Here is a 25,254-nt window from a genome sequence, read left to right as displayed (position 1 = left end):
CTCTCCATGATCCGCATCATCCTGGCGTCCGCCTCGGCGCTCTCCCTTGCGGCTTGCGCCGTCGGGCCTGATTACCGGCCCCCGGCGCCGCTGCTGGCGAAGGACAGCCCGTTCCTGACCGCCAGTCCGGCGACCAGCACGGCCGCCACGGACAATGACCGCTGGTGGCAGCTGTACCGCGATCCGGTGCTCGACGGGCTGATCGCCGATGCGCTGGCCGCCAATACCGACATCCGGGTCGCGGTCGCGCGGCTGGCCCGAGCGCGGGCCTCCCTGCGCGAGGTGCGCGGCGATCGGCAGCCTCAGGCGACCGCCGGCGCCAGCGCCACTTATGGCCGCTACTCCGCGATCCAGCGCCCGCCCGGCGTCCGGCAGCAGGACTGGACGATCGATACCGGCCTGGACGTCGCCTATGAGGTCGACCTGTTCGGCCGCGTGTCGCGCAATATCGAGGCGGCGCGCGGCGAGGTCGGCGCGGCGCAGGCCGATGCCGATGCGGTGCGCGTCGCGGTAGTCGCCGACACGACCCGCGCCTATGCCGATGCCGCGTCGGCCGCCGAGCGGCTGGCGGTCGCCGAGCGGATCGTCGCGCTCATCGATCGTTCGCTGCGGGTCACGCAAGGACGGGCCCGCGCCGGCCTGACCACCGGGCTCGACACCGCCCGGATCGCGGCGTTGCGCAACCAGCGCCAGGCAGACGTGCCGGCGCTTGCGGCCGAGCGCCAGGCGGCGCTGTTCCGGCTGGCGACGCTCACCGGACGGCTGCCAGCGGACCTGCCACCGATCGCCGCCGGGCGGACCACCACCTTGCGGCTCGACCAGCCGATCCCGGTCGGAGACGGCTTCACGCTGCTGGCGCGCCGTCCCGATGTGCGCGCCGCGGAACGCCGTCTCGCCGCCGCCACCGCGCGGATCGGCGTGGCGACGGCCGATCTCTATCCGCGCATCAGCCTGGGCGGCTCGATCGGGTCGACGGGCACGGGGGTGGGCGACCTGTTCGGCGCGGGGCCGCTCAACTGGGTGCTGGGGCCGCTCCTCAATTGGAGCGTCAACCCGACCCGCGCGCGGGCCCGGATCGCCGGGGCGGAAGCCGATAGCCGGGCCGCGCTGGCGACCTTCGACGGCACCGTCCTGACCGCGGTGGAGGAGACCGAAACCGCGCTGTCCAACTATGCCCGGGCGCTGGAGCGCCGCGCCGCGCTCCAGGCGGCGCGCGACCAGGCGGCGGTCGCGGCGCGCATCACCCGGGCCCAGCAGCGGGAGGGACAGATCGACAGCCTGGCGCAACTGGATGCCGAGCGGACCTTCGCCGACACGCAAGCCGCCCTGGCGCTGGCCGATGCGCAGATCGCGCGTCAGCAGATCGACCTGTTCCGCGCACTGGGCGGAAGCTGGAACGCCTGACCACCCGCGCAGGGCCGGGCAAGGAGGCAGCGCGATCGCAGTATGGGATCACGTTCATTCTATAAATACATCATTGGGTTTGCGTATCCTATGTGTAGGTGATGCCGGATCTGGTCACAAAAGCGGAGGAAGGAGGCCGCTGCCATTCGGATGGAGACACGCGACGCGTTGCGACAGGCGTTCCGCTTCGACTGGCGGGGGGCCGTCGTCGCGATGCCGGCCCTCTTCATGCTGCTGTTGGCTGGGGTGCTGGGTGGGGCGCATGTCGCCGCCTCGATCGCGGCCGGTGCGGCGTTCGCGGTCGGTTTCGGCGCGACCAAGCGGGTGCGGCACCGCCATCTGGATGCGATGCTGCTGACGGGCGTCGGGATGATGGTCGTCAGCATCCTGGGCACGCTGGCCGGACGGGACCCGTTGCTCGAACTGATGGTGACGATGATCATGGGCGGGTTATGCGGAGCGCTCATCCGCTGGGACACCGCGCTGTGGTGGGTGTGGTTGCAGGTGATCATCGCGTTCCTGCTCGCCGCGAACTACCCCGGCGGTCTGGCTGACGGATTGCACCGCGCTGCCCTGGTCACTTTGGGCACCGGCGTCCAGATCGGTACGGTCTGGCTGATGAAGCGCCGGATCGACGCGCCCGCGACCGTGTCCCCGCCCGAGGACGACGTCCGGGCCAAGGACATGGCGCTCCACGCCTTGCGCGCGGCGATCTGCATCGGCGCGGCCTTGCTGGCGAGCCGCGCCGCCCATCTCGTCCATCAATATTGGGCGCCGATGACAGCGATGATCGTGCTGAAGCCGGGTCTGCGCGATACCGCGCTGCGCGGCGTCGAACGGATCGGGGGAACCATCCTGGGCATTGTGATCGCGACCGGGATCATCCTCGCAACCGGGTCACCGATGCTGCGGGTGATCGCCGCGACCGTGTTCGCGACTTGCGCCTTCGGCCTCCAGCAGGCGCGCTACGCGGTGCTAGCGACCGCCATCACCGCGACGGTCGTGCTGATGATCGCCGTGGCGGGCAGCGATCTGCTGGGCGTCGATGGGGACCGGCTGACCGCCACGCTGATCGGCGGCCTTGTCGCGCTCGGCGGCGCCGCAATCGCGCCACGGCGACAGGTCCGGGAGCAGGATCACGGCATTCAGGGGTGATCCGCCGCCGGCGGCCCTTCGCCAGCACATCGGATGCCGCATCTCCCCGGTCCGAGCGAGCCGGCGCGGCATGGCAGCGTCATCGATGCCGGCGACCCGCCCGGTACGCTGGATGCCGATCGCGCCCAGGAAGCGTGCGTCGTGGCTGACCAGGAGGAACGCCCCCGCCAAAATCAGGTCCTCAAAGAGCCGCCGGCCGTCAGGCGTGGCGGCGGCGGGGCGGTCAAAGGTAGGGACGCTCGACATGGACACCGTGTCGGCCGGAAGGGGCAGGGCCGGTGGCGCTGATCTTCCGGTCGTTTATGGTCGTGGCTCCTAGGGACCGTCACTCACATAGCCGATGGCGGCGCGCCACCGCACCCGGCATGGCCTCTGCTACAGCGCCATGCCGGCAGCCGGGGCGGCGTGAAGGCGTTCGATATCCTGGCGTGGCGGCGCGCCGAACAGGCGGCGATACTCGCGGCTGAACTGCGACGGGCTTTCATAGCCCACCGCGAAGCCAGCGGTGCCCGCGGTGGCCCCACCCGCCAGCATCAGCCGACGCGCCTCCTGCAACCGCAGTTGCTTCTGATATTCCAGCGGCGTCATGCGGGTGATCGCCTTGAAATGCGCATGGAGCGAGGAGGGGCTCATGCCCGCCTCGGCGGCGACCTCGTCGATGCGGATCGGTGCGTCGAACCGACGGCGGATCGCCGCGATGGCGCGGCTGACCTGGTTGAGGTGGCTGCCGGCGGTCGCGACATGGCGGAGCATCGGCCCATGCGGCCCGCTGAGCAACCGGTACAGGATTTCGCGCTCGATCAGCGGCGCCAGGACCCGGATCGTCTCCGGCCGGTCGAGTAGTCCGACCAGCCGACATGCCGCGTCGATCAGGGCAGGATCGCTGGGATAGACGCCCAGGACCGGCAGGTCGGTGCGCGGCACCCCGCCACCTTCGTCCACCATCAGGTCGGCGAGCACCGCCGGGTCGAGGTCGATCTTGCAGCAGAGATAGGGCCGATCGGGGCTGGCATCCGTGACATGGCCGACGAGCGGCAGGTCGACCGACACGAGCAGGTAATGGGCCGGATCATAGACGACGCTGTGGTCGCCGATCGACACTCGCTTGGACCCTTGCGCGATCAGGCAAAGCGATGCCTCGTAGACGGCGGGCGTCGGAGTGCTTGGTTGATCGGCCCGGATCAGCGACACATGTGGCATCGCGGTCGTGCAAACCCCTGATCCGACGACATGACGATCGATGACGGCAGCAAGTTCGGTGATCCGGTCCATGCCCGTCGTCATCCATCAGCCCGTCGGCCTGCGCAAGCGAGCCGAGCCAGTTCTGGAGGATCGTGCAAAGTGTTCGGACGATCGCTCTACCGCCCACGGGCCCCGGGGCGCCATGTTGCCGCCGGTCAATTCAAGCCAAGGCAAGGAACGCATCATGACAGGCAGCATGGACAAGATCGTCCTCATCACCGGCGCTTCGAGCGGGATCGGCGAGGCGACGGCGCGTGAACTGGCGGCGGCCGGCGCACGGCTGTTCATCGGCGCACGTCGCGCGGAACGGTTGCAGGCACTGGCCGAGGAACTGGGCGACACGGTGGCATGGCGCACGCTCGACGTGACGGACGGCGCCGACTTTGACGCGTTCGTGGAGGCCGCCGAAGCGCGGTTCGGGCGGGTCGACGTGCTGGTCAACAATGCCGGGGTGATGCCGCTGTCGCCGCTCGCCGCGCTGAAGCGGGACGAGTGGAAGCGGATGGTCGACGTCAACATCCACGGCGTCCTCAACGGCATCGCCGCCGTGTTGCCCCGCTTCGTGGCGCAGAAGCGCGGCCATGTCGTCAACGTCGCCTCGGTCGCCGCGCACATGGTGATGCCGACCGCCGCCGTTTATTGCGCCACCAAGCATGCGGTGTGGGCCATTACCGAGGGGCTGCGGCAGGAGCATGACGACCTGCGCGCGACCTTGGTCTCGCCCGGCGTCGTCGCCACCGAACTGGGCCACGACATCACCGATCCGGCGGTGGCCACGGCGTTGACGGGGTGGCGGAAGAAGGCGCTGACCCCGGATGCGATCGCGCGGGCGGTCCGCTATGCGTTGGAGCAGCCCGAGGGCGTCGACATCAACGAGGTGATCGTCCGCCCGACCGCGGCGGACATGTGACGGCGTCGGCGTGCCGGCTGGTGCGGCCGGCACGCCCTCGCGATGCTCAGGCCGTCGCGCCGCCATCGATGTTGAGCGTGGTGCCGGTGATGTAGCTCGCATCCGGGCCGGCGAGGAACGCCACCGCTCCCGCGATCTCCTCGACCTTGCCATAGCGGCCGAGCGGGATCGCTTGCAGCACCTGCCCGGCGAAGTCGCTGTCGGCGGGGTTCATGTCGGTGTCGATCGGTCCGGGCTGCACGGTGTTGACCAGGATGTTGCGGAACGCGAGGTCCTTGGCCCAGCCGCGCGCCAGCGCCGCCACGGCGGCCTTGGTCGCGCTGTAGACCGTGGTCGCCGGGAAGGCCATCTCGCCCGAGATGCTGCCGATCAGGATGATGCGGCCGCCGTTGCGGAGATGCGGCAGGGCCGCACGGGTGCCGACGTGCAGGCCTTTCACATTGACGCCGAACTGGCGGTCGTAGGTTTCGTCGGTGTCCTCGGCGATCGAGGAGAATTCGGCCACGCCGGCATTGTGGACCAGGATGTCGATCCCGCCCAGCGCGGCAGCGGCCTGTTCGACGCCGGCGCGCTGCGACGCAGGGTCGGCGGCATCGGCCTGGAAGGCGAATGCGGTGCCGCCCGCGCTCTCGATCGCCGCAACGGTGGCATCGGCCGCGGCCGTGTTGCCGGCATAGGTGATCGCCACGATCGCGCCATCCGCCGCCAGCCGCTTGGCGATCGCCGAGCCGATACCGCGCGATCCACCAGTGACGAGCGCTGTCTTGCCTTGAACTGACATATGCATTCTCCAGAAATTTGCGCCCGCGGTCACGGCGTCGTGCGCTGTCGGCAGGCGGAAGATGGGGTTATGGTTCGATAGTTCAATAATGCCGAACTATTAAATTGATCGTGGTGCCCTATATCGACGACATGCCTCGCTTTACTCATCCGCGACTGGAGGACGTTCCGCTCGACCTGGCCCTGCACGCGCTGGCCGACTCCAATCGGCTGACCATGGTGGCGCGGCTTGCCGCGACCGAGCGTCTGAGCTGCACGGACGCCGCGCCGTGCGACGCCATTCCAAAGAGCACGCTGTCCAATCACCTGAAACTGCTGCGCGCAGCGGGGCTGATCGAGACGACGCAGGCGGGGCGGGAAATGATCAACACGCTGCGCCGCGCCGAATTCGACCGGCGTTTTCCCGGTCTGCTCGACGCGGTGCTTGCGAACCGGTCGGCCTGATCAGCGACCGATCGCATCCAGTTCGGCTACCGCGTCCTCCGGCAGCGTCAGCGAAGCCGCAGCGAGGTTCTCGTGCAGGTGCGCGACCGACGAGGTGCCGGGGATCAACAGGATGTTGGGCGAGCGCTGGAGCAGCCAGGCGAGCGCCACCTGCATCGGCGTCGCCTTCAGCCGCGCCGCCGTGTCCGAGAGGGCCGCCGACTGGAGCGGGCTGAAGCCACCCAGCGGGAAGAAGGGGACATAGGCGACGCCCTCCACCGTCAGTGCGTCGATGAAGGCATCGTCGTCGCGGTGCGCCAGATTATATTGGTTCTGGACGCAGACGATCTCGGCGATGTCGCGGGCTTCCTCGAATTGCGCCGGCGTCACGTTGCTGAGGCCGATGTGGCGCACGAGCCCCTGACGCTGCAGGTCTGCCACCGCCTCGAGCGGCGCGGCGAGCGATCCTTCCGCCGGGCCGTGGACGTCGAACATCAGGCGCAGGTTGACGACGTCGAGCGTCTCCAATCCGAGGTTCGTCAGGTTGTCCTCGACGGCGCGGGTCAATTCCTCCGGTGCGAACGCGGGCAGCCACGAGGCATCGTCACCGCGCCGCGCGCCGATCTTGGTCACGATCAGCAGGTCGTCCGGATAGGGAGACAGCGCTTCGCGGATCAACCGGTTGGTGACGTGGGGGCCGTAGAAGTCGCTGGTGTCGATATGGTCGACACCGGCTTCGACGGCCGCGCGCAGGACGGCGAGCGCGGCGTCATGGTCGCGCGGCGGTCCGAACACGCCGGGTCCTGCCAGTTGCATCGCGCCGTAACCGAGCCGCTTCACGTCGCGCCCGGCGAAGGAATAGGTGCCTGCCTGATCGATCGTCATCGTCGTTCTCCTGTGCTGGCACCGAGATATGGCTTGCGGATCATCGCGATAAGCCGGAATGATCCGCACGGGCCGTACGGAAAACCGAACGATGAAGGCGGACCTTGCCGATCTCAACGCATTCCTTGCAGTCGCGCAGGCGCGCGGATTTCGCGACGCGGCCCGCACGGTCGGGGCAAGCGCCTCGACGCTCAGCGAGGCGGTGCGGCGGCTGGAGGTACGGCTCGGGGTCCGGCTGCTCCATCGCACCACGCGCAGCGTCGTGCCCACCGAGGCGGGGGCCCGCCTGATCGAGCGGCTGGCGCCGGCCTTGGGCGAGGTGGAAGCGGCGCTCGACGTGGTCCATCTGTATCGCGACACCCCAGCGGGCACGCTGCGCCTCAACGTACCGGTCAGCGCCGCCCGCCTGGTGCTGCCGGCGATCCTGCCCGGCTTTCTCGCCGCCTATCCCGACATCCAGGTCGAGATCGTCGCAGAGGACGGTTTTGTCGACATGGTGGCGTCAGGCTGCGACGCGGGCATCCGCTATGACGAGCGGCTGGAGCAGGACATGATCGCCGTGCCGATCGGCCCGCGCATCCAGCGGTTCGCGACGGCGGCGGCGCCGGCCTATCTCGACGCGCGGGGGCGGCCGACCCATCCGCGCGACCTGCTGGACCATGGCTGCCTGCGCGGCCGCTTCACCAGCGGCGCGATCACCAGCCCATGGGAGTTCGAGCGGGACGGCGAGATCGTCCGGATCGAGCCGAAGGGACCGCTGGTCGCCAGCGTCGCCGGCGCGGTGGACCTGCTGGTCGATGTCGCGGTGGCGGGTGGCGGGATCATCCATCTGTTCGAGGATTGGCTCCGGCCGGCGCTGGACCGCGGTGCGCTGGAGCCGGTGCTGCCGGACTGGTGGCAATCCTTCTCGGGACCTTTCCTCTATTATTCCGGCCGCCGCCTCGTTCCGCCGCCGCTGCGCGCGTTGCTCGACTTCATCCGCGGCTAGAGCATCGCGAGCGGCTGCGGACCGCATGGCGCTGGGAAGCGAGCGTCGAGGTGGCGTTGCTCGGCTTCGGACAAGGTGAGGTTCAAGGCAGCCTGGTTGTCGCGCACATGCGCGATCGACCCGGCCCTGGGAATGCCGAGCACGCCGTCCCGAGCCAGCAGCCAGGCGAGGGCGAGTGGCGCGGAGGTGACGCCGCGGTCCGCAGCCATCGCGGCGAGACCGGGATGGGCCAGCGGACGGCCCTGTTCGACCGGGCTGTAGGCCACGACCGGCATGTGATGCCGCCCGAGCGTTCGGATCAAATTCGGGACGGCGCCGGTCCGCGGATGGAGACGTCGCGATCAGCCCGCTGACCTGCTCCGCCTCCGCGATGATGCCGGCGACCAGCTCGTCCATCAGCAGGTCGATCGGCTTCACCATGGCGGGCGGGACGAGGGTCGCCTTGGCGTCGCGCAGATACAGTTCGCCGCCGAACGCGATCGCATCGGGGTGCGTCGGCCGGCTCATGCCGCGACTGCCATCGTCCCCGCGCCGATCAGGACACGCCGCCTCGTGGCGAGATCATCCTCGGCGCGCTGCCCTCGCGCCACCGGATAGGAGATTGCCTAGATCGACCTTGCCCATCGCGACCGTCTCGCCTGGGGTGGTGCCGACCATGACCTGCATCGTCCTGGTGTCGTATCGCATCGCCGGTTCCACCCATTTCACCTCGCGATCTACCAGGATGAGCGGGATAATCGGCAGGTGCTCATTTGTGCACGGGTGCACAATAAGGTTGCCCAACGGGTGGGCATGCGCCCAGCCGTGCCGCCCAAGCGCATCGGCGATCAGGACGCGGCACCGGTGCGCGTCGCGGATACCGCGACGCGCACCGGTGCCGCGCTCGACCACGCCGATGCGGACGAGCTGGTCGACCAGGTTGCGCACCCGGGTGCTGGCGATGCGCGGCCGCATCGCCCGGCCGATCTCGCCATAGCTCGGGCTGGTGCCGCTGCGGTCGATCCACTCCATGATGTACGCCAGGGCCTCAATGCGCCGCGGCGCACCGTGGAAGGCGGAACGCTCCCCCCACATTACCTCCATGCCCCCCCCCCCCCCCGTCAAGGAACATAGGAAGAATCGGCCCTATTCGCCAGCACGACGATCGGCAAGCCGTCGTACTACGGTCAGTTTAGCATCATGGTGCCGGTAGCGACCTTAATCCAAGCAACGTTGCACCTGGAATAATAAATCGAGGACATCGTTCACCACTTTGTATCCGACATCCGACAGCGCGAAGCGTGATCCCTTCTGTTCGATGTGGCCCGACTGAACCAATGCCTTTATCCAATGATTTCTGACGTTCGGGTGCATCGCGTCGATGACACCCAACCCATCCGCGGTTGGATATAAAGCCTCTTCTTCGGCTACATAAAGCTCGAGCAACATACTCATTGGGGACGGGCAGCGTAGTTCGCTGGGCAAGCCCACCGCCAGGACACGGTATGATGCCAGAACACGTTCAGCGAATTTGATCGTCGTGGTGCTGGTCACCACATGCTCTTTGCCGTCCGCTGCGGTTAACGTCCGGGGCATTGATCGAAGCCAAGCGCAGCCATCGAAGTCACCAAACTTGATGTTTGTTGTGCCTTTTCAGGCTACAAATGAACAAATCGTCATGGAAACATGGGTTCCTATTATACCATATATCTTGGGAGATGAGGTCCTCAGTTTTATGAGCGCCGACTGAAATCCATGCCGTTCATAACATTTGAAACGCGCCATGGAGCGCGGCGGACACCACTCCGCCGCGCTTGAAAACCCGCCTCGTCCATCCAAGCCCATCAGCCTGTCGATACCCCAGCCATACCCCGATGTACGGGCGGCGAGCGTGCGGCATCCGCCCGTCTACTCGGCAGGCCCCGTTTTCGATCGAACTTATGGCTGGTGCGTCAGGGCGCGCTCGACATCAGTCAGCCGCTGATTCATCCGGTCCGCGTCGGGGCGGTGGATCGTCCCGTGCACTGCCTGGAGATGACCAGCCTCCGTCTGCACCTGGCCAACCGCGAGACGCAGCGGCACCGCGTCCTGGCGGCTCAGGCGGTGTCCCTTGATCGCAGCATCGATGCGGGTGTTCAGCGTCACGGCCCGGTGCTGGAGGTAGTCGCTGTCGCCCTCAATCTTCGCGTTCCAGTCGGGCGCGACACGCCGGCACAGCACCGTCGCGACGGCGTCGAGCGCGCGGTCATACGAGGCAAGTTCATCTGCGCTGAGGAACCCCTGGCTCTTGGTGTAGCGATTGGCGCCAGCCCTGACCGCCTGAACGCGATTGTAGAGCTGGCTGGTCATGGCCTGGGTCAGACGACGGGCCGTGCGAGCATTGCTCAGGTCCGCTTCCAGGACGTTGGCGCGAACAGAGATATGCGCTTGCCTCGGATCCGTGATCGAACCGCCGACTTTGCCCTTCAACGCGCGCTGCGCGGTCAGATTGCAGCTGGGATAGGCCTTGGCGGGTGCTTGCGCGTGGGCGGCCGCCGCGGTGGACACGAGTGCAGCCGCCATCAAAATCTTCATCAGGAGCTCCATTGTCATGCGAAGGATCAACGTAGAAGCACGTCTACGCGCGACCACGGAGACAGTTTCGGTGACATCGGCCGTTTTGGCAGCATGAGGCAGCGGGGCTGCGGATCGGCGGCAAGCCGGAACCATTGCGGCAGGCCCAGGTTGCGCGCGTTCGTCATCGACCATGGGGCCGCGCCGCCCAGCACAATCGCGGCTCGGGCGCACCACGTCGTCCACCCGGCCAGCGCCGAAGCGTTCAAACAGCATTTCGGGGCAGACCGGCGCGGGACACGATCGGATCTTTTCCACCCCTTGGGCCTGGGTCCGTGCACCTCGTCTGCCAAGCCCGAAGACGGCCGCCAGGCCAGGTCGAAGCGGCGGCTTGATATGCCGATCACCCGCGCGCTGAAGGTGATCTTTGACGCGCAAACCCACGAAGCAAAGACGATCCTGACCCGGAACGGCAAGCGCTGGGACAGCGTCAACTTCGACCATCGCTGGCGGGAGGCGGTGGTCGCCGCCGGCTGGGAGGAACTGTACTTCCATGACCTGCGCGGCACCACCTGCACCATGCTGGCTCAGCCCGGCGCGACGCCCAGCGAAATCGCCGCGATCCCGGGCTGGTGGGCTTCCACGGTGGCCCGGATGCTCGACGGCTACCAGTCGACGACCACGTCGCTCAGCGACTCTGCGACTGCGAAACTCGAAGCCCACGATGCGAGATTGCAGAACGTCGCTTCTGCTGACCCCAAGACGGAAGGAAGACCATGATTTCTCAATGGCTGGGGCGGCAGGAGGCGGAGCAGAGGGGTGTTCAAGCACCTGAATTTGCAGAAAATGATTGTTTTCTGCGGGGTTGCGCCCCACAGAGCTGCCCCACAAACCTGCCCCACACGCTCCTTCAGGACCCCTCATGGCCGCCATCCGCCCACGTCACAATCGCTTCGAGGCGAAGGTCCGCATTCCCCTGGCTCACCGTCCGCACCATGACGACCGGGAGTTTCTGTATCGCACGCTGAAGGCCACCAGCCGCAAGCTCGCCCAGATCGAGGCTGACCAATGGCAGAACGCCTTAAGGGTACAGTGGGCAGAGCGTGAGGGGCTGGCGCAGGACGCTCGTTCGACCCTGCGGCGCGTGTACGAGGATACCCTGCAAGCGGCGGCGGCGGGCCGCTTTCAAGTTCACACCATCGGACAAGAGCCCGTTGATGCGGGTATCGATTACGAGATTGAGAAGATTGCCGAGGCCACGCCTCATGAGGAGGAGCCGTCCCCTGAAGCGGCTGCGAGATTGGCAGCTCTCCATGACGCACGAACGACCCTCCTTGGCCGCAAGCCTGACGTGCGGCATGAGTTCGAACCGTCGTTCAGCCAGCTTGCTAGCGACTACATGAAGCTGTGGAAGACTCAGACGGGCCTGAAGGAAAGCAACACCGAGCAGCAGAAGCGCGCCACCTTCGCGCTGTTCGCGGGCTATTGGCGGGACAAGCCCATTCGCGGTATTGGCCGCCCGGACGCGGCGCGGTTCATGGACGCCTTGCGCCACCTCGACAGCGCGTGGGCACGTTCCTCGGCAGCACGGGCCATGACGTGGGACGACCTTCAGGACGCCTTTGGCGGCCGGGACAAAGGCCTGTCGGACGCAACGCGTAACCGCCACGCCGCGACCCTTCAGGCGCTATGGGAATGGGCAAGCGAACGCGGCTACGCCGAGGGCCGGAACCCCTTCAGCGGTCATCGCACCCGTCTGCGCGCCGGGGTCAACGTTAAGGGTTACCGTCCCTGGGAGCCCGAGGAACTTGAGCGACTGCTGAACCCCGGTCCAAAGCGATCCGACTTGCGGGAGGTGATGCTGGTTGCCCTGTTCAGTGGAATGCGTCTGGATGAGATTGCGAGCCTGACGTGGGCGAACCTAAAGAAGGTCGACGACATCGATGTATTCGATGTGAGGGACGCGAAGACGCCTGCGGGTAACCGGCAGGTGCCCGTTCACCCGAGCCTATCATGGTTGGTCTCGCGGACGCGAGGGAAGCCAGAAGACCGCCTCTGGCCCGGCTTCAATCTCGAAGGACCGGGGAAGAAGGCGGGTGCTGATGCCGGGAAGGAGTTCACCCGGTTCAAGCAGTCGCTGGGATTTGCTGACCGGCAGGCGGCATTTCATTCCTTCAGAAAGAACGCGGTGGCGCAGTGGGAGGCGGCGAGCGTACCTGAAACCGAGGTTGCCCAGATCGTTGGTCACGAAAAGAAGGGCATCACCTTTGGTGTGTACGGGCGTGGCGTATCGATCCAGCGCCGGGCACAGATCGTCTCTATGCTGAAATATCCGGGCGTAGCTGACTAACCACATCCGCAGGCATCGATCATTCTCGAGGAGGGGCCTTATATGCGCCACACTGGCGGGCGGACGCTCGTAACCGGGCGGCGATAAAGCGCCTCCAAGCTTGTCGATCAGGCGGAATCGATGACGCCCGCACAGTGCCAGGACGATTCCCCTGCAGACGCCTCCGCAGCGCTATAGAGTACCTCGATGCGAACTGGTGTCCATTCAAGAAGAAATGACGCCAGGTTGGCGGCGATGAGATCCACCAGTTCTCCCTCCTCGCGAGCCTCTCGGTCCGTTTGCAGTAGGCGAGGCAGGAACCGCCTGCTGGAGAGAGTGTATGGGTCAATTGCCGCAGCTTTCAGCGTATCCAATGACCAGCGGAAGAGCTTTTCTCGATACGTAGAGACCGCTTTGCCCCAACGTAATTCCGGCACCGTCTCGGTCGCCCTCATTGCAGTGAGCATGAGAGCCGCATCGAGTTCTTCGCTGCCCGCCCTTTCCGCATCAAGCCACATGCGAGCAGTTCCACTCTCGCCGGGCGCAGCTATCCGGCCGGAATGAAGTGTTACATGGGTGATGAAGTTCGCCGCGATGGCATTCTGCACTTTGACCGTGTTGCCGACAACATCATCCCGCAGCCACCAAGTGAACCACTCGCCGTCAGAACTTGGGCTATGCGCTCGTACCTCAACGAACAGAGGATCAAGCTGCGCGCCGGCGCCTTCCAGCTTCTGCCGGAACTTCGCTCGAACGCTGCGCCACTCCTCCGCCTCACGCTCCTTCTGCGCCTCACGCTCGGCCTGACGCTTCTCAAAACCCCTCATGATCACCTCGATTACCCAAAACGCGAGCTCGCAAAAAAGCAGGCCCAGGAAGACGGACGGTCAAACCTACGCGGCGCCCTCAAGCGCGCGGTAGACACTCCCTCGGCCGATCTTGAGGCGTCTTGCAATGTCAGCTGGACGGACACCTTCGGCCCTCAGGCGGCGAACCTCCTCGACTGGAACCGATGGCTTGCGCCCCTTGTAGGCCCCCGCCTCCTTGGCCTTTGCGATGCCCTCCATCTGGCGTTCGCGTCGGATCGCCGTCTCGAACTGCGCGAACACCGCGAGCATCTGGAGAAAGGCGACGCCTGCGGGCGTGGACGTGTCGATGGGCTGTTCGGTCGCTCGCAGGAAGGCTCCGCGCTCCTTCAGGACTCCGACGATCTTCTCAAGGTCCGCCACTGATCGGGCTAGACGGTCGATGCGCGTGACCATCATGGTGTCACCAGAGCGGATGAAGTCGAGCAGGGTCTCCAACTCCTTCCGGCCCTCCGTTGTGGTACCGCTCATCTTCTCACTGCGAACGATGTCGCAGCCAGCGGCGTAGAGTGCCGCTTCCTGGATGCTGCAGTCCTGATCGTCGGTGCTGACGCGAGCGTACCCGTAGGTCTTAGAGGTCATCGAAGTGTCCCATTAGGTTCTAGACCATGCCTGAATGCGTGTCCGAAAATCGAATGTCAACCCTATTGGGACGGATGTGCTGTTCGATGCCTGTGTCCGATCCAAGTATACCCCAGTGGGACGACGAAGATCGCGGGGTCTCGCGCAAGCGGCAAGGGGGCTCCACGCTGAAGGTCAACACCACGGCGTGACGCAGGAGCAAGTCTCAGACAGCCACCCCCTAGGGGGGACACCGGCCGCAAGCGTCCATCGCTATGGCCGAAGAGATTTTTGCGTCAAAACCATCGGGTTCCACTTGGTGCCGCGTGATGTCCGGTATGATGCCGGTGCGGGACTAGTGTTCAACCGCTTCACGCTGGAGCACCGAAGACCGCTTCTCCCATCTCCCCGTCGAAGGTCGATCAAGGAGGAGGATAACCCCCGCTTCCTGGGCACGCCATCGAGGTACCTTCGGTCAGCTCGATATCGAGGATCATCGCAGTCCCCTCGAACAGGACCGAGGTCAAGATTTCATGGAGGCGGGAGGAGGGCGTCGCTGACTTGGTCCTTGTCTTGGTCGGCCTGACCTGCGGAGGTCCACAATGATTGAGGTCCCGCGGCGCCCCGGCCATCAACGATCCACCGCCCATCCCGTCGTTCGCGCTCATCGCTCTATAGAGAAGGGGCAAATGGTCGAACGTCGCTCAAGCGAACATGTACGAGGCGTCCAGCACGGCCTTTAGGTCGAGACTGCCTTTGACGGGCAATGGCGGCAGGGCGGCGACGACATCGTCATGGGGCTTCAACTGCTCCACCAGCTCGGCCCTGAACTGCCCCAACGGGTCGCCTTCGTACATGGCGACGAACGTCTCGCGCAGGATCATCGAAAGGCGATCCGTGTCGGCGGCATAGGTCCCGAAGCTGTCGTGGATGACGGCAAGATCCGTGATCCCGGCTTCCTGGGCGGCGGCGACCGTGAGCATGAGATGCGCGGCATCGAGCGAATGGACGAAGTTGGGAGCAATGCCGGTCTGCGCCCTAGACCCGTCCATCCACCGCGATTCAGGCTGCTCAAGCCAGTCGGCCAACGTCCTGGGGCCAGCCTCGTTGTCGAGGCGAAGTTGCACGCGCTTTCCCCGAAACGTCACCTCGGTCTTGTCGGCGTCGGTCTTCGGGTAGCGCTGCATGACGGGCAGGCCGGCCGGTGTCGTCCACCAGAGCGGGATGTCGAGTCCGCTGATCGCCTTTGCGGCTGCCTTGAGCCAGCCCATTGCCGCCGCCGCATTCGGGACGCTGTCGCCGATCAGGCGGTAGAGGCGCGTAGCGAGCCATGAGGCGGCGCTGTAGTTGTCCTCGCCATCAAGATGGGGCGGACGTCCCTCCTCTGCTGCGGCTTTGTCGAGGCGGTTGAGTTCGTCCCTGATCTCGTCCGCCATGCCGAAGGCCGTCGCCGAGTAGACGTAGGTCATGCAGGGACGCTTCACGATCCCTCGGGTGATCCTGCCGTTCTTCCACGGGCCCCCCCTGGGATCGCTGGAGCCGTCGACCATCGCCTGCGCCTTCGCAGCGACCAGTGCATAGATGTCGCCGGGCCGCTCGGCGGCTGTCAGATTGACATGCGGGGCAGCTTCAGCGTCGCGCATGAGGCCAGTGAGGTGCTGAAGCCCCGAGTTCGATCCGTCGATGGCGATGGGTAGATGGGAGACAAACGCCTCGCCTTGGTCGAGATAGCCAGCCCATTCGAAGCACGCAGCGAGGGCCGCGCACGGTCTGTCGGCGGTCGTCCAGAAGCGCTTGCCGTCGAGCGGGTCATTGGCGCTGTCGAGGATTTCGGCGCGGTGCCGCTCCACCCAGGCGATGCGGTCCTCGAAGCTCACCTTGTCAATGCCAAACACGTTGCCGACGTGAATAGCTAGCCAGCGGGCTCCGTTCGGGCCCAGAGGCTTTCCTTCGGCGAACTCGAGGAGCGACCTCCCGATGTCGCCAGCCTGCGGATGCGGGCCGCCTTGAGGAATCGGATAGACCCGTCCGCGCCAGTCAAGCGCGTGCGGGAAGTAGATGGTCGGGAAGTCGATCAGCTTCCGCGCGACCCAGAGTTGCTGGGCGGTCGTCATGCGCTTGCTGCGGCTCGCAGCGTTGCGCTGATGAACTTCGCTGCGCTGGCGTTTCCAAAGCTTGAACTTTTCGTCGCCCTCGACGGCTCCCTCGGGCCGCTCGGGTAGCTGCTCGGGATCGCGAGGCGGCAGGCCCGCCAGAGCGCCACCGTCCGCCGCGAGGCGGTCCAGCACCTCCAGGACGCGACGATTGATCCGCCAGCCGGCCGCCTGCACCGTGTTGACGGCTCGATAGATGCGCTCCATCGCCACGTTCTCAAGCTCCTGGAGGTACGGAGCTGTGTGCGACCGTACCAACCGTGAACCGAGCGGAGGGGTAAGATATCCGCCATCGGTCGGAGTGGTCCACGGGCAGGGCGGGATGACCATCGGCAATGGAATGGGATCGAGCAGCTCGCATCGCTCATGCTGGTTCTCCAGCCATGTTGTCGCAGCGTCGGTCACCTGTAGGCGTTGCTCGCTGGTGAACTTGCCGGCCACCTTCGTCCTGATCAGCGTAAGCTCGAACAAGCCGGTGGCCTCGGCTGCGAGCTCGATCAGCTTCAGCCCGACATTCACCTGCTGCTGTTCGGTCCACCCGAATGAGACACCCTCGGCGGTGTAGATGGCGTGGATAGTTCGCTGTCGCCTCGCGCTGATGCGAGCGCGCCCAGCAAGGCTCCTGTGAAGGCCTTCGGCGCCCTCCGGGTTGATCCTCGCAAAGGCGGCCGCCTGCAAGTCATCCATGACGGCCCGCGCGACCATCCTTCCGGCCTTTTGCGCTCGCAGCCCCTGCACGCCCGCCGTGATGGCGCAGCGCAGCGTGAGATAGGCAAGCGGCTCAGGTTCCGCGAGCGCTTCCTTCAGAAGATCGAAGGCGACATGACGACGCCCCGCGCGGCCGGCCCTGCCGGTTTCGAGGAAGTCCCGGATGGCTTCTGCGGTGGGCTTGAGAACGCGCCTGAGCATAGCGCGGCCGGGCGGCAGCGACGCTTCGTCAACCTGCGGGCCCAAGGCGTCGGCCCAAGGCGCGTTGCGCTTGTTTCGGTAGCGCGCTTGCCCGAGCGCGCGGGACTCGGCTTCGAGGTCCTTCTGGGCCTCGATCATGTCTGCCTGTGTCATGGAGGGTCAGGGAACGATGGGGCGGTAGATATTCGCGGGTGCGATCAGACTGGGACCCGTGATGCCGGCTTCCGGGTTGGACATGCGGAGAGAGTAGCCGCGCTCCAGCCATGCCAGCAGTTCGCTCTCCTTGGGGACGCGCTCGTAGTCCTTCTCGAAGCGCGTCGGCGACACGACGAATTGCCCGTCGCCGTGGCGGTGTGGGAACAGCAGCGTGCCGGTATTTGCGCCCCGGCTCACGAAGGCGTGGAGCCCAGAGGAATGGCGGATGAAGGTCATGGAAATCCGTAACAGGAAGCTGAATCTGCGAGAGAAGACTTGGCGCCTAATCAATTAGAAGAGGCGCCGTCTCCGTATCGCCCGAGCACGAACTCCCAGACGCGGTCAACCTTGGCATCCCACATCGCCTGCGGATAGGGCTCTTCGGGCAACTCGTTGAGGCGCATTCTGATCTCGCTCCACACCGCGCCGCGAGTCTCCTGCCCACGCACCCAGTCGATGGCGTCGACCAGCTCGTGGAGGCGTTCCAAAAGATGCCGTGCCACCTGCTTGACCTCGATCTCCTGGGCCTTGGTGAGCTTGGGTTCGGGAGTGGTCAGCAGGTCGAAGATCGCCAGCTCCTCTTCGTTTAGGCCCTCGCGAGCCGCGCGCCGCTCCTCGTCGTCCATCTCGCCGATGAACGCCTTCAGTTCGTCGAAGAATCGCTCCACGTCGATGGAGCTGGCGTTGTACTCGGCGACGAGCTTCTCCAGCCGCTCCACCAAGCCCTGGCGGGTCGGGTTCTGCTTGGCCATCTTCGTGGCCTGCTCTTCCGCCTCCTCGCGCAACTTCTCGGCGGTCACCTTAGGGCTGTAGCTGAAGAGGTCGGCAAGCTTGTCGAAATCGATGTCCGATAGGTCCACACGGCCCTCGGCGGTGTCTCCCACTACGATGGGCGTGAGGATCGCCACGCCCTCGATTTTCTCGTCGAGCAACGCGGCAATCTGGTCCGCCACCGCGGAGATATCGACTGGTCCCAGCTTCGCCTTCACGGCGTCAGATAGGGTGTGCAGCGCCGCCACCGGCTTGAGATACGGTGCTGCGCGCTCATCGGGCAGGAGCGCTTTATAGGCCCGCGTGACAATGCCGGCCAACCGGAGGAACTCGCGCCGCCGGTCGTCGGGCGCCACCATGATCTCGACCGCGCTTCCGATCAGCGCCAGCCGCTCGAACCCCTTCACCTTCAGGACGGCGTCTATGTCCACGCCCAGTGGCGATGCGAAGGCAGCGGCGTCGGTGAGCGCCTGTTCGAGCGCGGCGACAAGAGCCGCCTTGTCATTGATCGGTGTCTCATCCTGCCCGCCGCCGCCCGCGTAGATCGCCAGCGCCCGCTGGAGGTTGTTGAAGACCCCCACATAGTCGACGATCACGCCCGAGGTCTTACTCTCGGCCCGGCGATTGGCGCGGGCGATGGTCTGCATCAGCGTGTGGTTCTTCATCGGCTTGTCGAGATAGACGGTGCCGATACTGGGGACGTCGAAGCCGGTGATCCACATGGCGCAAACGAAAACCAGCCGCAGCGGGTCGTCCTTGTCCTTGAACTTCGCCTCCAGGTCTTCCTTCTGCATCCGCTCGCGGTGCGGCAGAATGTCGAGGCCCTTCTTCCTGAGGTCGTCGATCTCGTTCTGGCCTTGGCTGACCACGACCGCCATATCGAGTTCGCGCAGCCAGGTGAGCCGCTCGGCGATGGCCGCGCCCTCCGCTTCAAGCGCGACCTTCAGCCGCTCCTCGTCTTGGGCAATGAGCCGAGCGACGGCCTCTTTCACGCGGTCGTGCATTGCGACGGCCGTGGCCTTGTCGATGGCCACGAACATGCCCTTCCCGCGATAGCCGCGCATCGCGAAATGAAGCGCGACGTCTTCAGCGACCTTGTCGAGCCGGTCGGGGCTGGTGATCAGCGTGTACTGGCGGGCGAACTGGCGCCTGATTTTCGCGTCCTGTTCATCGCTGAGCATCGCCTCGTCGAGCAGTGCATCGAGTTCCGCTCGCAAATCGTCACCGTCGAGCTGCAGTTCCGGCTTGCGAGCTTCGTAGAACAGCGGGACCGTGGCGCCGTCCTTCACCGACTGCGCAAAGTCGTACACGGACACGTAATCGCCAAAGACCTCCCGGGTCCGGCTTTCCTCGCCCTGGATCAGTGGGGTTCCGGTGAATCCCAAGAAGGCAGCGTTAGGCAGCGCCGCGCGCATGTTCGCGGCGAGCTGGTCGTATTGGCTACGGTGCGCTTCGTCGGTGATGACGATGACGTCCGAGCGATCCGACAGCATCCGCATCGGCTCGCGGTCTGCGGTCGAGAACTTCTGGATCAGCGTGAAGACGTAGCGCTCGTTGCCGGCCAGCAACTCCTTCAGATGCGCGCGGCTGCCCGCCTGGGCGTGCTGAATATCCTTTGTGAGCGCGCCGACCGAAGCGAATTGCCCCGCGATCTGGTCGTCCAGCTCGCTCCGGTCGGTGACGATCACGAAGGTGTAGTTGCCGCCCAGGCGTCGCAGGACCTTCTCGGCGAACATGACCATCGACAGGCTCTTGCCCGAGCCCTGCGTGTGCCAGAACACGCCAAGTCGGCCCCGGTTCTCTCCCACATGCTCCATCGCGTCTATGGCGCGGTTCACGCCCAGCACCTGATGATACTTGCCGATCACCTTGCGCAGCCCGCCGCGCGCCTCGTCGAACAACAGGAAGTTCTCGAGCAGGTCGAGGAAGCGCCTGGGTTCGCAGGTGGCGCGCAGCATCGTCTCCAGCCCAACGCTGTCCGGGCCGCCTTCCTCCAGACGCTTCCAGGGGGCGAAGACCTCGAATGGCGCGTGGCTGGCCCCCATGACGGCCTCTAGGCCGTTGGAGAGGATCACGAAGCCGTTGGCGTCGAAGAGCTGCGGAATCGTGTCGCGATAGTCGCGCAGATTCGCGTCATAGGCCTCTGCCAGCGGGCAGGTCGGCGCCTTCCATTCGGCAAAGAGCAACGGTAGGCCGTTGACGTAGCCGATGGTATCCGGACGACGCTTGTGCAGTACGCCTTCGATCCAGACCTGGCTGGCGGCCAGGAAGTCATTGGCCGATACGTCGCGCCAATCGATCACCCGGACCAGCACCGTCTCGAAACGCCCATCCTCACGCCTGATCTCGACGGGCACGCCCTCGACGAGCAGCCCGTGCACCTCGCGATTGGCATGGAGCGGCAGCATTGCTGAACGGTCCTGCGTGAGCGCTTCTTCGGCCAGCCGAAGGGCTTCTGCGGACAGCGCAGGGTTGAGGCGTTCGAGGGCAGCTCGGAGGCGAAGTGGGAGCCATGATTGACGGAAGCTGGTGCGGCCGGTGGGGTTATCCGCGCCCGGCAGTTCGTCGCGGAGATCGACGTGCGACCAGCCTAGTTCCTCAAGCAACGCCAGCGCCGGCTTCTCCACGATGCCGTCTTCGGAGGCAAGGATCCCGGTCAGCGACGGTGCCATCAGAGCGCTTCGTGCCCTTCTATACCGGCGCTGTCGACATAGGGGTACTCTGCCCCCGTCGCCCCGTTTCCGTCGCTCAGCTTGGCGGCAAGCGGACCAAACACTTGGTAGAGTAGTTCCAGCTTTTCGATCAGCCATGATTGCTGGATAGGCCACTCCGCTTCGTTCGTCGGATCGGTGTTTTTCCGATAGAGGGCAATCCGGCTTTGCTGACGCCCTTCCAGCCGCTGCCATGCCACGTCGGGGCCGAGCGCCGCATCCACTTCCGCTCGGCTCGCGAGCAGTTCGTCAAACCAGACCTTACCCGCAGGGCCACGAAAATTGAATTCAGCAGAAACCCACTTCTTCTGGCTGTTGATGGTTGCGGTGAGCCAAGCTCCGTGCTTGCCAATCGAGTAATCCGCCCAATGCTGGGGCCTAACCTTGCGCGAGCGAATCTTGCTCTTCTTCTCATCGAGCCTCGCCTTGAGGTCCGCCCAGAACCTTTGCTGCTGCTGTTTCAGGTCGGACGTGGCGCTCTCGGCCTTCTGCTTGACCTCCCGGGACCACTCATTCGGCTGCGCCACGACGTTGAACATTGGCGCCGGAGGCGAGCCGTCGATCTGCCACAACTCGATCTCCAAGCCGAAGAACTCAAACTTATCGCTGGTGATTTCATTCAGCCAATCGAGTGCCGCTCGGTGCTGTTCGTCGAAGCGCTCGGCGACCCAGACGATGGTGGCTGCATCCAGGCCCGCCGCATAGGTCAAGAGCTGACCGAGGTGCCGGTGATCTGTGCGCTCCAGCTGGTTCTCGATCAGAACCCAGTGATCGTCGGTCGTATCGGTCCGCTTGGCCAAGATGTCGGCCTTGAAGCCGCCCACGGATTTTTCGGTGGCGTGCACCTCTAGGTCTACGTCGAGGGCGTCCTGGAGCAGTTCGATACCCACCTCGGACGCGAGCCACGGCGTGAAGTGTTGCGCTTCGTTGAGCCACGCGTCACGGACATTGACGCGCTGCATCTTGCCGAGTTTGGGGGTCATGCGGCAGCCTCTAGTTCGCGTTCGGCAGTCTCGACCGAAAGTTGGCCAGAAATCAGGCGGGGGAGCAGGAGGTCGCGGGAGGCGGCGAGGCGCAGGTTGGCTTCTCCCGACACTCCGACCTGTTGCAGCATCGGCCAAGCCACGGTCTCGAACTGTTCGAGCGTCTCATCGGAAAGCGGCACGGGCAGCTCGAAGGCCGCCACGCTCTCGGTTCGAGCGCGCTGGCGCCCGCTCGCTCCAGACATGGAGGAGCGAGCATGGTCGCGAAAACTCCGCGTCCTAGACAGGCAGTAAGTGAATGCAGGACCGGCCCGCGAGCCGCGCATGACGATGAACTCCGTCGAGCCGAAGCCATGTCCTTCGGGGGCGGGCAGGCCCCGTACTATGCCGGTCTTACCGTTCTCCAAACATGGGGTGATGCGGGCGAACAAGGTGTCGCCGTTTTGGAATTTGGCACCAGAGTTGCCCGACCGGACTTCGAACGGCGCGATCAAGGAACTGGTCGTGTCTAGTTGACCCATGGGAACGAAGGGCTTGTCGCCATCCTTGGGTACCTTGGTCTTGGGATCGAAGTCGACGAGGTCTTTAGCTCGCCCCCATCGCCACCCCTCCGGTAGCGGCCCGTCGGGGGTGTCGACGATTGGCACGTTCTCATGGCCGGGGAAGCGGAAGCGGACGAACCACTCCTCGAACAGCCCCCGCGCCATCTCTTCAAGCACCGACACCCGCCGCCGGTTCACCTCAATCAGGTCGTCATAGGCCCCGAGGATAGAGGCGATGCGCCGTTGCGTGTTCAGGGGAGGGGCCAGCACTGGTAGCGCTTTGAGGATGCCGAGGTTGATGCCAGGAACAGCCGAACCGATAGCGCGATCCCGCACATACTGGACCGTCTCGGGTGCCGCGAAGAAATAGAACGCGAAGAGTGGGTCGAGAATGTCGGTGTCAACACGCAGTTTGAGTTGCTTGTTGGAGATGACATAATGATCGAATGGCCCGTCCTGCGGGATCAGGCCCACTTGTCCGATGGTCCCCCAACAGGTGAACACGAGGTCTCCTGCACGGACGGTCTGCGCCGAGAACCTCGCAGCGGTTTCATAGCTGATGAAAGCGAACTTATCTGCGACAAAACGATCTAAGTCGGCTGTTAGGTTGGAGCCTCTAATGATCGGAACGCCGCTGGATGTGAAGAACTTGGAACTGATGGAGGAGCCAAACGGCCCGGCGACACACGAGTGTCGCTCGCTCGATTTCACTTCATCGACGGTAGCCAGCCGCCAACCACTTGGTGCAGCATCGATCAGGGGATGGCCTGACTTTCTCACGCCGCGAGCACCCCCGCCACGTTCTGAGCAATTATCACGTGCAGCCGCTCGGCCTCGGCGTTCAGCCCCTCCAGCTCTTCTTGCAGCGTCTCCAGCCGCTCTCGGAAGTCTTGGTCGTCCGGCTGCTCGCCCGGTGCTACTCCGACGTATCGGCCGGGGTTGAGGCTCCAGCCCTGCGCGGCGATCTCGGCACGGCTGGCGACCTTGCAGAGGCCGGGGATGTCCCGATAGCCATCATCGCCGAACACCTCGGTCATCTTCGGACCACTGCCTGCTTCCAGCTCTTCCTCCTCGCCGCGCCACATGCGAACGACATTGCCGATGAACTCGACCTGGCTGGGCGTGAAGTCGCGATGGGCGCGGGTTACCTGGCGGAAGATGTGGCGGGCGTCGATGAAGAGCACTTGGTCGCCGCGAGGGCTCTTAGCTTTCGCCTTGTCGAGGAACCACAGGGTAACCGGCAGGGTGACCGTGAAGAACATGTTGGGCGAGGTTGAGACGATGACGTCTACCGCGCCGCTCTCGATCAGCTTGCGGCGCATCTCACGTTCGGAGCCGCCTGCGTCGCTGGCGCTGTTGGCCATGACGAAGCCTGCGCGACCCTGCTCGTTGAGAGCAGCGCTGAACAGCCCGATCCACAGGTAATTGGCGTTGTTGGTGGTCGGCACCCCCAGCGAGAAGCGCGCGTCGAGCTTGCCGGTGTCGTTGACCAGCCGGTCGCGGTCGACCTCGGACTGGTTGAACGGCGGGTTGGCCATGACGAAGTCAAATTTGCCGACCATGCCGTGCGGGTCGTCGTAGTAGCTGTTTGCCTCGCGGATGTCGCCCGACAGGCCGTGGACCGCGAGGTTCAGGCGGCACAGCTTCTGCGTGTCGGCCATCTTTTCGCTGCCGTAGACGCTGATCTCGCGGCTGGGGTTCTTGTGATGACGCCGAACAAAGTCGGCCGAGTGGACGAACATGCCGCCTGATCCGCAGGCCGGATCGAAGATCTTGCCGTGGTAAGGCTCGATCACCTCGACGATCAGCTTCACGATGGACGAGGGCGTGAAATACTCTCCGCCCTTCTGCATGAAAGCCGAGGCGAACTGGCCCATGAAGTACTCGAAGATCAGGCCATAGGCGTCGCCAGCGACCCGCAGCGGCGCCAGGAGGCGCATCAGCTCACGCAGGACACTATTCGGAAGCGAGCCGTAGCCCTGCGGCAGCACCCCCGCCAGGTCGGGGTTGTGCTCGGTGATGCCCTTCATTGCCTCATTGAGCGCCTCGGCGAGGTTCTCGGTCTCCGGACGTCCTAGGAGGTACGAGAATCGCGCATTGGCCGGAAGGAAGATGGCCCCTCGGCCCTGATAGTCGGCTGGCGTGGGCTTGAGGCGACCGGAGAAGGTCTTCCCAAGCTCGGCATCGACCAGATCAAACTTCGCCTCCATCTGGCGCAGGGCGATGAGGGCCAGTACCGGCTGGGCGTATTGATCCGGTCGCAGCGCGGTGTTGGTCCAGAGCTGCTCAGCGGTCTTGAACAGACGCCGGGACAGGTCCTGAAGGTCGATGGGCATCAGTCTCTCACTTGCTCTCTGTGTTCAACCGACAACCGCATAGGGCCATTGCCACGGCGATTGCAGGAAGGAGATATCCCCCTTGAGGTCGGTTTCCTTGACCCAGATACGAAAGCACGTGCCAACCTTGGGCTGCGTCCGCGCCTGACGCGAAAACTGAACCTGCATGTCGGGAGGGCACATTTGCCCAGGAAGCGGCCGGACGCGAACCTCTGATTTGCTACCATGCTCGCGGGCGGAATACGTTCCCACGACGATCTGATGATGTTCCCATGGCATCGCCACGAATGTCCCCCCGGAAGTTCCGGCCCAATCTTCATCACGTCTTCCGGAACCGCACAAGGCCGAGGTTCAACGAAGCTGGGTCGGAGCTTAACGCCGTGCGGTTGCCTTCTCTACGTCGGAGCCACACAAACCTGCCCCACAAAGTTGGCGAATGATCCCGTAAGCTATTGCAAAACAACGATTTTAAGAAACTGGCTGGGGCGGCAGGATTCGAACCTGCGTATGACGGTACCAAAAACCGTTGCCTTACCGCTTGGCGACGCCCCACCGGGAGGCGCGCCTTATAGCCAGAAA

Annotated in this window: 22 protein-coding genes and 1 tRNA gene; 7 read left to right on the top strand and 16 right to left on the bottom strand. The window is 65.0% G+C overall.

Translation table 11 applies throughout. The features are described from left to right. Window positions 1-6: 6 nt before the first annotated feature. Window positions 7-1,404, top strand: coding sequence for an efflux transporter outer membrane subunit (locus GGQ96_RS13240; protein ID WP_184115487.1), 1,398 nt, complete (start codon window positions 7-9; stop codon window positions 1,402-1,404). A gap of 150 nt (window positions 1,405-1,554) precedes the next feature. Next, on the top strand, window positions 1,555-2,559 hold the full coding sequence (locus GGQ96_RS13235) for an FUSC family protein (protein WP_184115485.1): 1,005 nt from the start codon (window positions 1,555-1,557) through the stop codon (window positions 2,557-2,559). 375 nt (window positions 2,560-2,934) lie between these two features. On the opposite strand, the gene GGQ96_RS13230 is transcribed toward GGQ96_RS13235, so the two are convergent. Further along, entirely contained in the window at window positions 2,935-3,831 is an 897-nt protein-coding gene (locus GGQ96_RS13230; protein ID WP_184115793.1) for an AraC family transcriptional regulator, read from the bottom strand. 154 nt (window positions 3,832-3,985) lie between these two features. Between GGQ96_RS13230 and GGQ96_RS13225 the strand changes: the two genes are divergently transcribed. Continuing rightward, window positions 3,986-4,711 (top strand): SDR family oxidoreductase, encoded by a 726-nt coding sequence (locus tag GGQ96_RS13225; RefSeq protein WP_184115483.1) that lies wholly within the window; start codon window positions 3,986-3,988, stop codon window positions 4,709-4,711. 46 nt (window positions 4,712-4,757) lie between these two features. On the opposite strand, the gene GGQ96_RS13220 is transcribed toward GGQ96_RS13225, so the two are convergent. Further along, window positions 4,758-5,492: an SDR family oxidoreductase gene (locus tag GGQ96_RS13220; protein ID WP_184115481.1), complete on the bottom strand. Its 735-nt coding sequence runs from the start codon at window positions 5,490-5,492 to the stop codon at window positions 4,758-4,760. Window positions 5,493-5,623: 131 nt separating this feature from the next. Between GGQ96_RS13220 and GGQ96_RS13215 the strand changes: the two genes are divergently transcribed. Then, a complete protein-coding gene (locus GGQ96_RS13215; protein ID WP_184115791.1) occupies window positions 5,624-5,935 on the top strand; it encodes an ArsR/SmtB family transcription factor in 312 nt (103 codons plus the stop codon). On the opposite strand, the gene GGQ96_RS13210 is transcribed toward GGQ96_RS13215, so the two are convergent. Next, window positions 5,936-6,799: an aldo/keto reductase family oxidoreductase gene (locus GGQ96_RS13210; protein ID WP_184115479.1), complete on the bottom strand. Its 864-nt coding sequence runs from the start codon at window positions 6,797-6,799 to the stop codon at window positions 5,936-5,938. 91 nt (window positions 6,800-6,890) lie between these two features. On the opposite strand from GGQ96_RS13210, the gene GGQ96_RS13205 reads away from it, so the two are divergent. Continuing rightward, on the top strand, window positions 6,891-7,787 hold the full coding sequence (locus GGQ96_RS13205) for a LysR family transcriptional regulator (RefSeq protein ID WP_184115477.1): 897 nt from the start codon (window positions 6,891-6,893) through the stop codon (window positions 7,785-7,787). On the opposite strand, the gene GGQ96_RS13200 is transcribed toward GGQ96_RS13205, so the two are convergent. The 4 genes from GGQ96_RS13200 to GGQ96_RS13185 form a co-directional block, all read right to left on the bottom strand. Further along, entirely contained in the window at window positions 7,784-8,062 is a 279-nt protein-coding gene (locus tag GGQ96_RS13200) for an aldo/keto reductase (protein ID WP_184115475.1), read from the bottom strand. The two genes, GGQ96_RS13205 and GGQ96_RS13200, sit on opposite strands and share 4 nt — an antisense overlap. A gap of 286 nt (window positions 8,063-8,348) precedes the next feature. After that, a complete protein-coding gene (locus GGQ96_RS13195) occupies window positions 8,349-8,798 on the bottom strand; it encodes a LexA family transcriptional regulator (RefSeq protein ID WP_184115473.1) in 450 nt (149 codons plus the stop codon). Window positions 8,799-8,984: 186 nt separating this feature from the next. Continuing rightward, window positions 8,985-9,320, bottom strand: a complete 336-nt coding sequence (locus GGQ96_RS13190) for a hypothetical protein (protein WP_184115471.1) — start codon at window positions 9,318-9,320, stop codon at window positions 8,985-8,987. 384 nt (window positions 9,321-9,704) lie between these two features. Continuing rightward, window positions 9,705-10,340: a hypothetical protein gene (locus tag GGQ96_RS13185; protein WP_184115470.1), complete on the bottom strand. Its 636-nt coding sequence runs from the start codon at window positions 10,338-10,340 to the stop codon at window positions 9,705-9,707. 150 nt (window positions 10,341-10,490) lie between these two features. On the opposite strand from GGQ96_RS13185, the gene GGQ96_RS13180 reads away from it, so the two are divergent. Both GGQ96_RS13180 and GGQ96_RS13175 read left to right on the top strand, forming a co-directional pair. Continuing rightward, window positions 10,491-11,099 carry a tyrosine-type recombinase/integrase gene (locus GGQ96_RS13180; protein ID WP_184115468.1) on the top strand — a complete coding sequence of 203 codons (609 nt, stop codon included), beginning with the start codon at window positions 10,491-10,493 and terminating at the stop codon, window positions 11,097-11,099. A gap of 142 nt (window positions 11,100-11,241) precedes the next feature. Then, a complete protein-coding gene (locus GGQ96_RS13175; RefSeq protein WP_184115466.1) occupies window positions 11,242-12,669 on the top strand; it encodes a tyrosine-type recombinase/integrase in 1,428 nt (475 codons plus the stop codon). A 107-nt stretch (window positions 12,670-12,776) separates the two neighbouring features. On the opposite strand, the gene GGQ96_RS13170 is transcribed toward GGQ96_RS13175, so the two are convergent. The 9 genes from GGQ96_RS13170 to GGQ96_RS13130 all read right to left on the bottom strand — a co-directional run bounded on the left by GGQ96_RS13170 (window position 12,777) and on the right by GGQ96_RS13130 (window position 25,227). Continuing rightward, the gene (locus GGQ96_RS13170; protein WP_184115464.1) at window positions 12,777-13,475 is read right to left on the bottom strand and encodes a hypothetical protein; all 699 of its coding nucleotides are present in this window, start codon (window positions 13,473-13,475) and stop codon (window positions 12,777-12,779) included. Between the two features lie 66 nt (window positions 13,476-13,541). Beyond that, window positions 13,542-14,096, bottom strand: coding sequence for a recombinase family protein (locus GGQ96_RS13165; protein WP_184115462.1), 555 nt, complete (start codon window positions 14,094-14,096; stop codon window positions 13,542-13,544). A 683-nt stretch (window positions 14,097-14,779) separates the two neighbouring features. Further along, window positions 14,780-17,275: a DNA-directed RNA polymerase gene (locus GGQ96_RS13160; RefSeq protein ID WP_184115460.1), complete on the bottom strand. Its 2,496-nt coding sequence runs from the start codon at window positions 17,273-17,275 to the stop codon at window positions 14,780-14,782. 21 nt (window positions 17,276-17,296) lie between these two features. Continuing rightward, on the bottom strand, window positions 17,297-17,569 hold the full coding sequence (locus GGQ96_RS13155) for a hypothetical protein (RefSeq protein WP_184115458.1): 273 nt from the start codon (window positions 17,567-17,569) through the stop codon (window positions 17,297-17,299). A gap of 50 nt (window positions 17,570-17,619) precedes the next feature. Beyond that, window positions 17,620-20,775: a type I restriction endonuclease subunit R gene (locus GGQ96_RS13150; protein ID WP_184115456.1), complete on the bottom strand. Its 3,156-nt coding sequence runs from the start codon at window positions 20,773-20,775 to the stop codon at window positions 17,620-17,622. Then, the gene (locus tag GGQ96_RS13145) at window positions 20,775-21,797 is read right to left on the bottom strand and encodes a DUF4268 domain-containing protein (RefSeq protein WP_184115454.1); all 1,023 of its coding nucleotides are present in this window, start codon (window positions 21,795-21,797) and stop codon (window positions 20,775-20,777) included. Before GGQ96_RS13145 ends, GGQ96_RS13150 begins: the two co-directional genes overlap by 1 nt. Continuing rightward, window positions 21,794-23,119 carry a restriction endonuclease subunit S gene (locus GGQ96_RS13140; protein WP_184115452.1) on the bottom strand — a complete coding sequence of 442 codons (1,326 nt, stop codon included), beginning with the start codon at window positions 23,117-23,119 and terminating at the stop codon, window positions 21,794-21,796. Before GGQ96_RS13140 ends, GGQ96_RS13145 begins: the two co-directional genes overlap by 4 nt. Next, a complete protein-coding gene (locus GGQ96_RS13135; protein ID WP_184115450.1) occupies window positions 23,116-24,675 on the bottom strand; it encodes a type I restriction-modification system subunit M in 1,560 nt (519 codons plus the stop codon). Before GGQ96_RS13135 ends, GGQ96_RS13140 begins: the two co-directional genes overlap by 4 nt. 477 nt (window positions 24,676-25,152) lie before the next feature. After that, a tRNA-Gln gene (locus tag GGQ96_RS13130) sits at window positions 25,153-25,227 on the bottom strand. Between the last annotated feature and the right edge of the window lie 27 nt (window positions 25,228-25,254).

This window comes from Sphingomonas abaci, assembly GCF_014199625.1.
Taxonomy (GTDB): Bacteria; Pseudomonadota; Alphaproteobacteria; order Sphingomonadales; family Sphingomonadaceae; genus Sphingomonas; species Sphingomonas abaci.
Note: the sequence above shows the minus strand (reverse complement) of the source record. Positions and strands in the feature narration are given on the sequence as shown.

What these genes read in the sequence shown, in the direction of transcription:
- GGQ96_RS13240 (WP_184115487.1), top strand. Translation starts at nt 7, where the DNA reads ATGATCCGCATCATCCTGGCGTCCGCCTCGGCGCTCTCCCTTGCGGCT.
- GGQ96_RS13225 (WP_184115483.1), top strand. Translation starts at nt 3,986, where the DNA reads ATGACAGGCAGCATGGACAAGATCGTCCTCATCACCGGCGCTTCGAGC.
- GGQ96_RS13220 (WP_184115481.1), bottom strand. Translation starts at nt 5,492, where the DNA reads ATGTCAGTTCAAGGCAAGACAGCGCTCGTCACTGGTGGATCGCGCGGT.
- GGQ96_RS13155 (WP_184115458.1), bottom strand. Translation starts at nt 17,569, where the DNA reads ATGACCTTCATCCGCCATTCCTCTGGGCTCCACGCCTTCGTGAGCCGG.
- GGQ96_RS13200 (WP_184115475.1), bottom strand. Translation starts at nt 8,062, where the DNA reads ATGCCGGTCGTGGCCTACAGCCCGGTCGAACAGGGCCGTCCGCTGGCC.
- GGQ96_RS13175 (WP_184115466.1), top strand. Translation starts at nt 11,242, where the DNA reads ATGGCCGCCATCCGCCCACGTCACAATCGCTTCGAGGCGAAGGTCCGC.
- GGQ96_RS13215 (WP_184115791.1), top strand. Translation starts at nt 5,624, where the DNA reads ATGCCTCGCTTTACTCATCCGCGACTGGAGGACGTTCCGCTCGACCTG.
- GGQ96_RS13210 (WP_184115479.1), bottom strand. Translation starts at nt 6,799, where the DNA reads ATGACGATCGATCAGGCAGGCACCTATTCCTTCGCCGGGCGCGACGTG.
- GGQ96_RS13150 (WP_184115456.1), bottom strand. Translation starts at nt 20,775, where the DNA reads ATGGCACCGTCGCTGACCGGGATCCTTGCCTCCGAAGACGGCATCGTG.
- GGQ96_RS13235 (WP_184115485.1), top strand. Translation starts at nt 1,555, where the DNA reads ATGGAGACACGCGACGCGTTGCGACAGGCGTTCCGCTTCGACTGGCGG.
- GGQ96_RS13185 (WP_184115470.1), bottom strand. Translation starts at nt 10,340, where the DNA reads ATGAAGATTTTGATGGCGGCTGCACTCGTGTCCACCGCGGCGGCCGCC.
- GGQ96_RS13195 (WP_184115473.1), bottom strand. Translation starts at nt 8,798, where the DNA reads ATGGAGTGGATCGACCGCAGCGGCACCAGCCCGAGCTATGGCGAGATC.
- GGQ96_RS13145 (WP_184115454.1), bottom strand. Translation starts at nt 21,797, where the DNA reads ATGACCCCCAAACTCGGCAAGATGCAGCGCGTCAATGTCCGTGACGCG.
- GGQ96_RS13160 (WP_184115460.1), bottom strand. Translation starts at nt 17,275, where the DNA reads ATGATCGAGGCCCAGAAGGACCTCGAAGCCGAGTCCCGCGCGCTCGGG.
- GGQ96_RS13230 (WP_184115793.1), bottom strand. Translation starts at nt 3,831, where the DNA reads ATGGACCGGATCACCGAACTTGCTGCCGTCATCGATCGTCATGTCGTC.
- GGQ96_RS13205 (WP_184115477.1), top strand. Translation starts at nt 6,891, where the DNA reads ATGAAGGCGGACCTTGCCGATCTCAACGCATTCCTTGCAGTCGCGCAG.
- GGQ96_RS13165 (WP_184115462.1), bottom strand. Translation starts at nt 14,096, where the DNA reads ATGACCTCTAAGACCTACGGGTACGCTCGCGTCAGCACCGACGATCAG.
- GGQ96_RS13170 (WP_184115464.1), bottom strand. Translation starts at nt 13,475, where the DNA reads ATGAGGGGTTTTGAGAAGCGTCAGGCCGAGCGTGAGGCGCAGAAGGAG.
- GGQ96_RS13135 (WP_184115450.1), bottom strand. Translation starts at nt 24,675, where the DNA reads ATGCCCATCGACCTTCAGGACCTGTCCCGGCGTCTGTTCAAGACCGCT.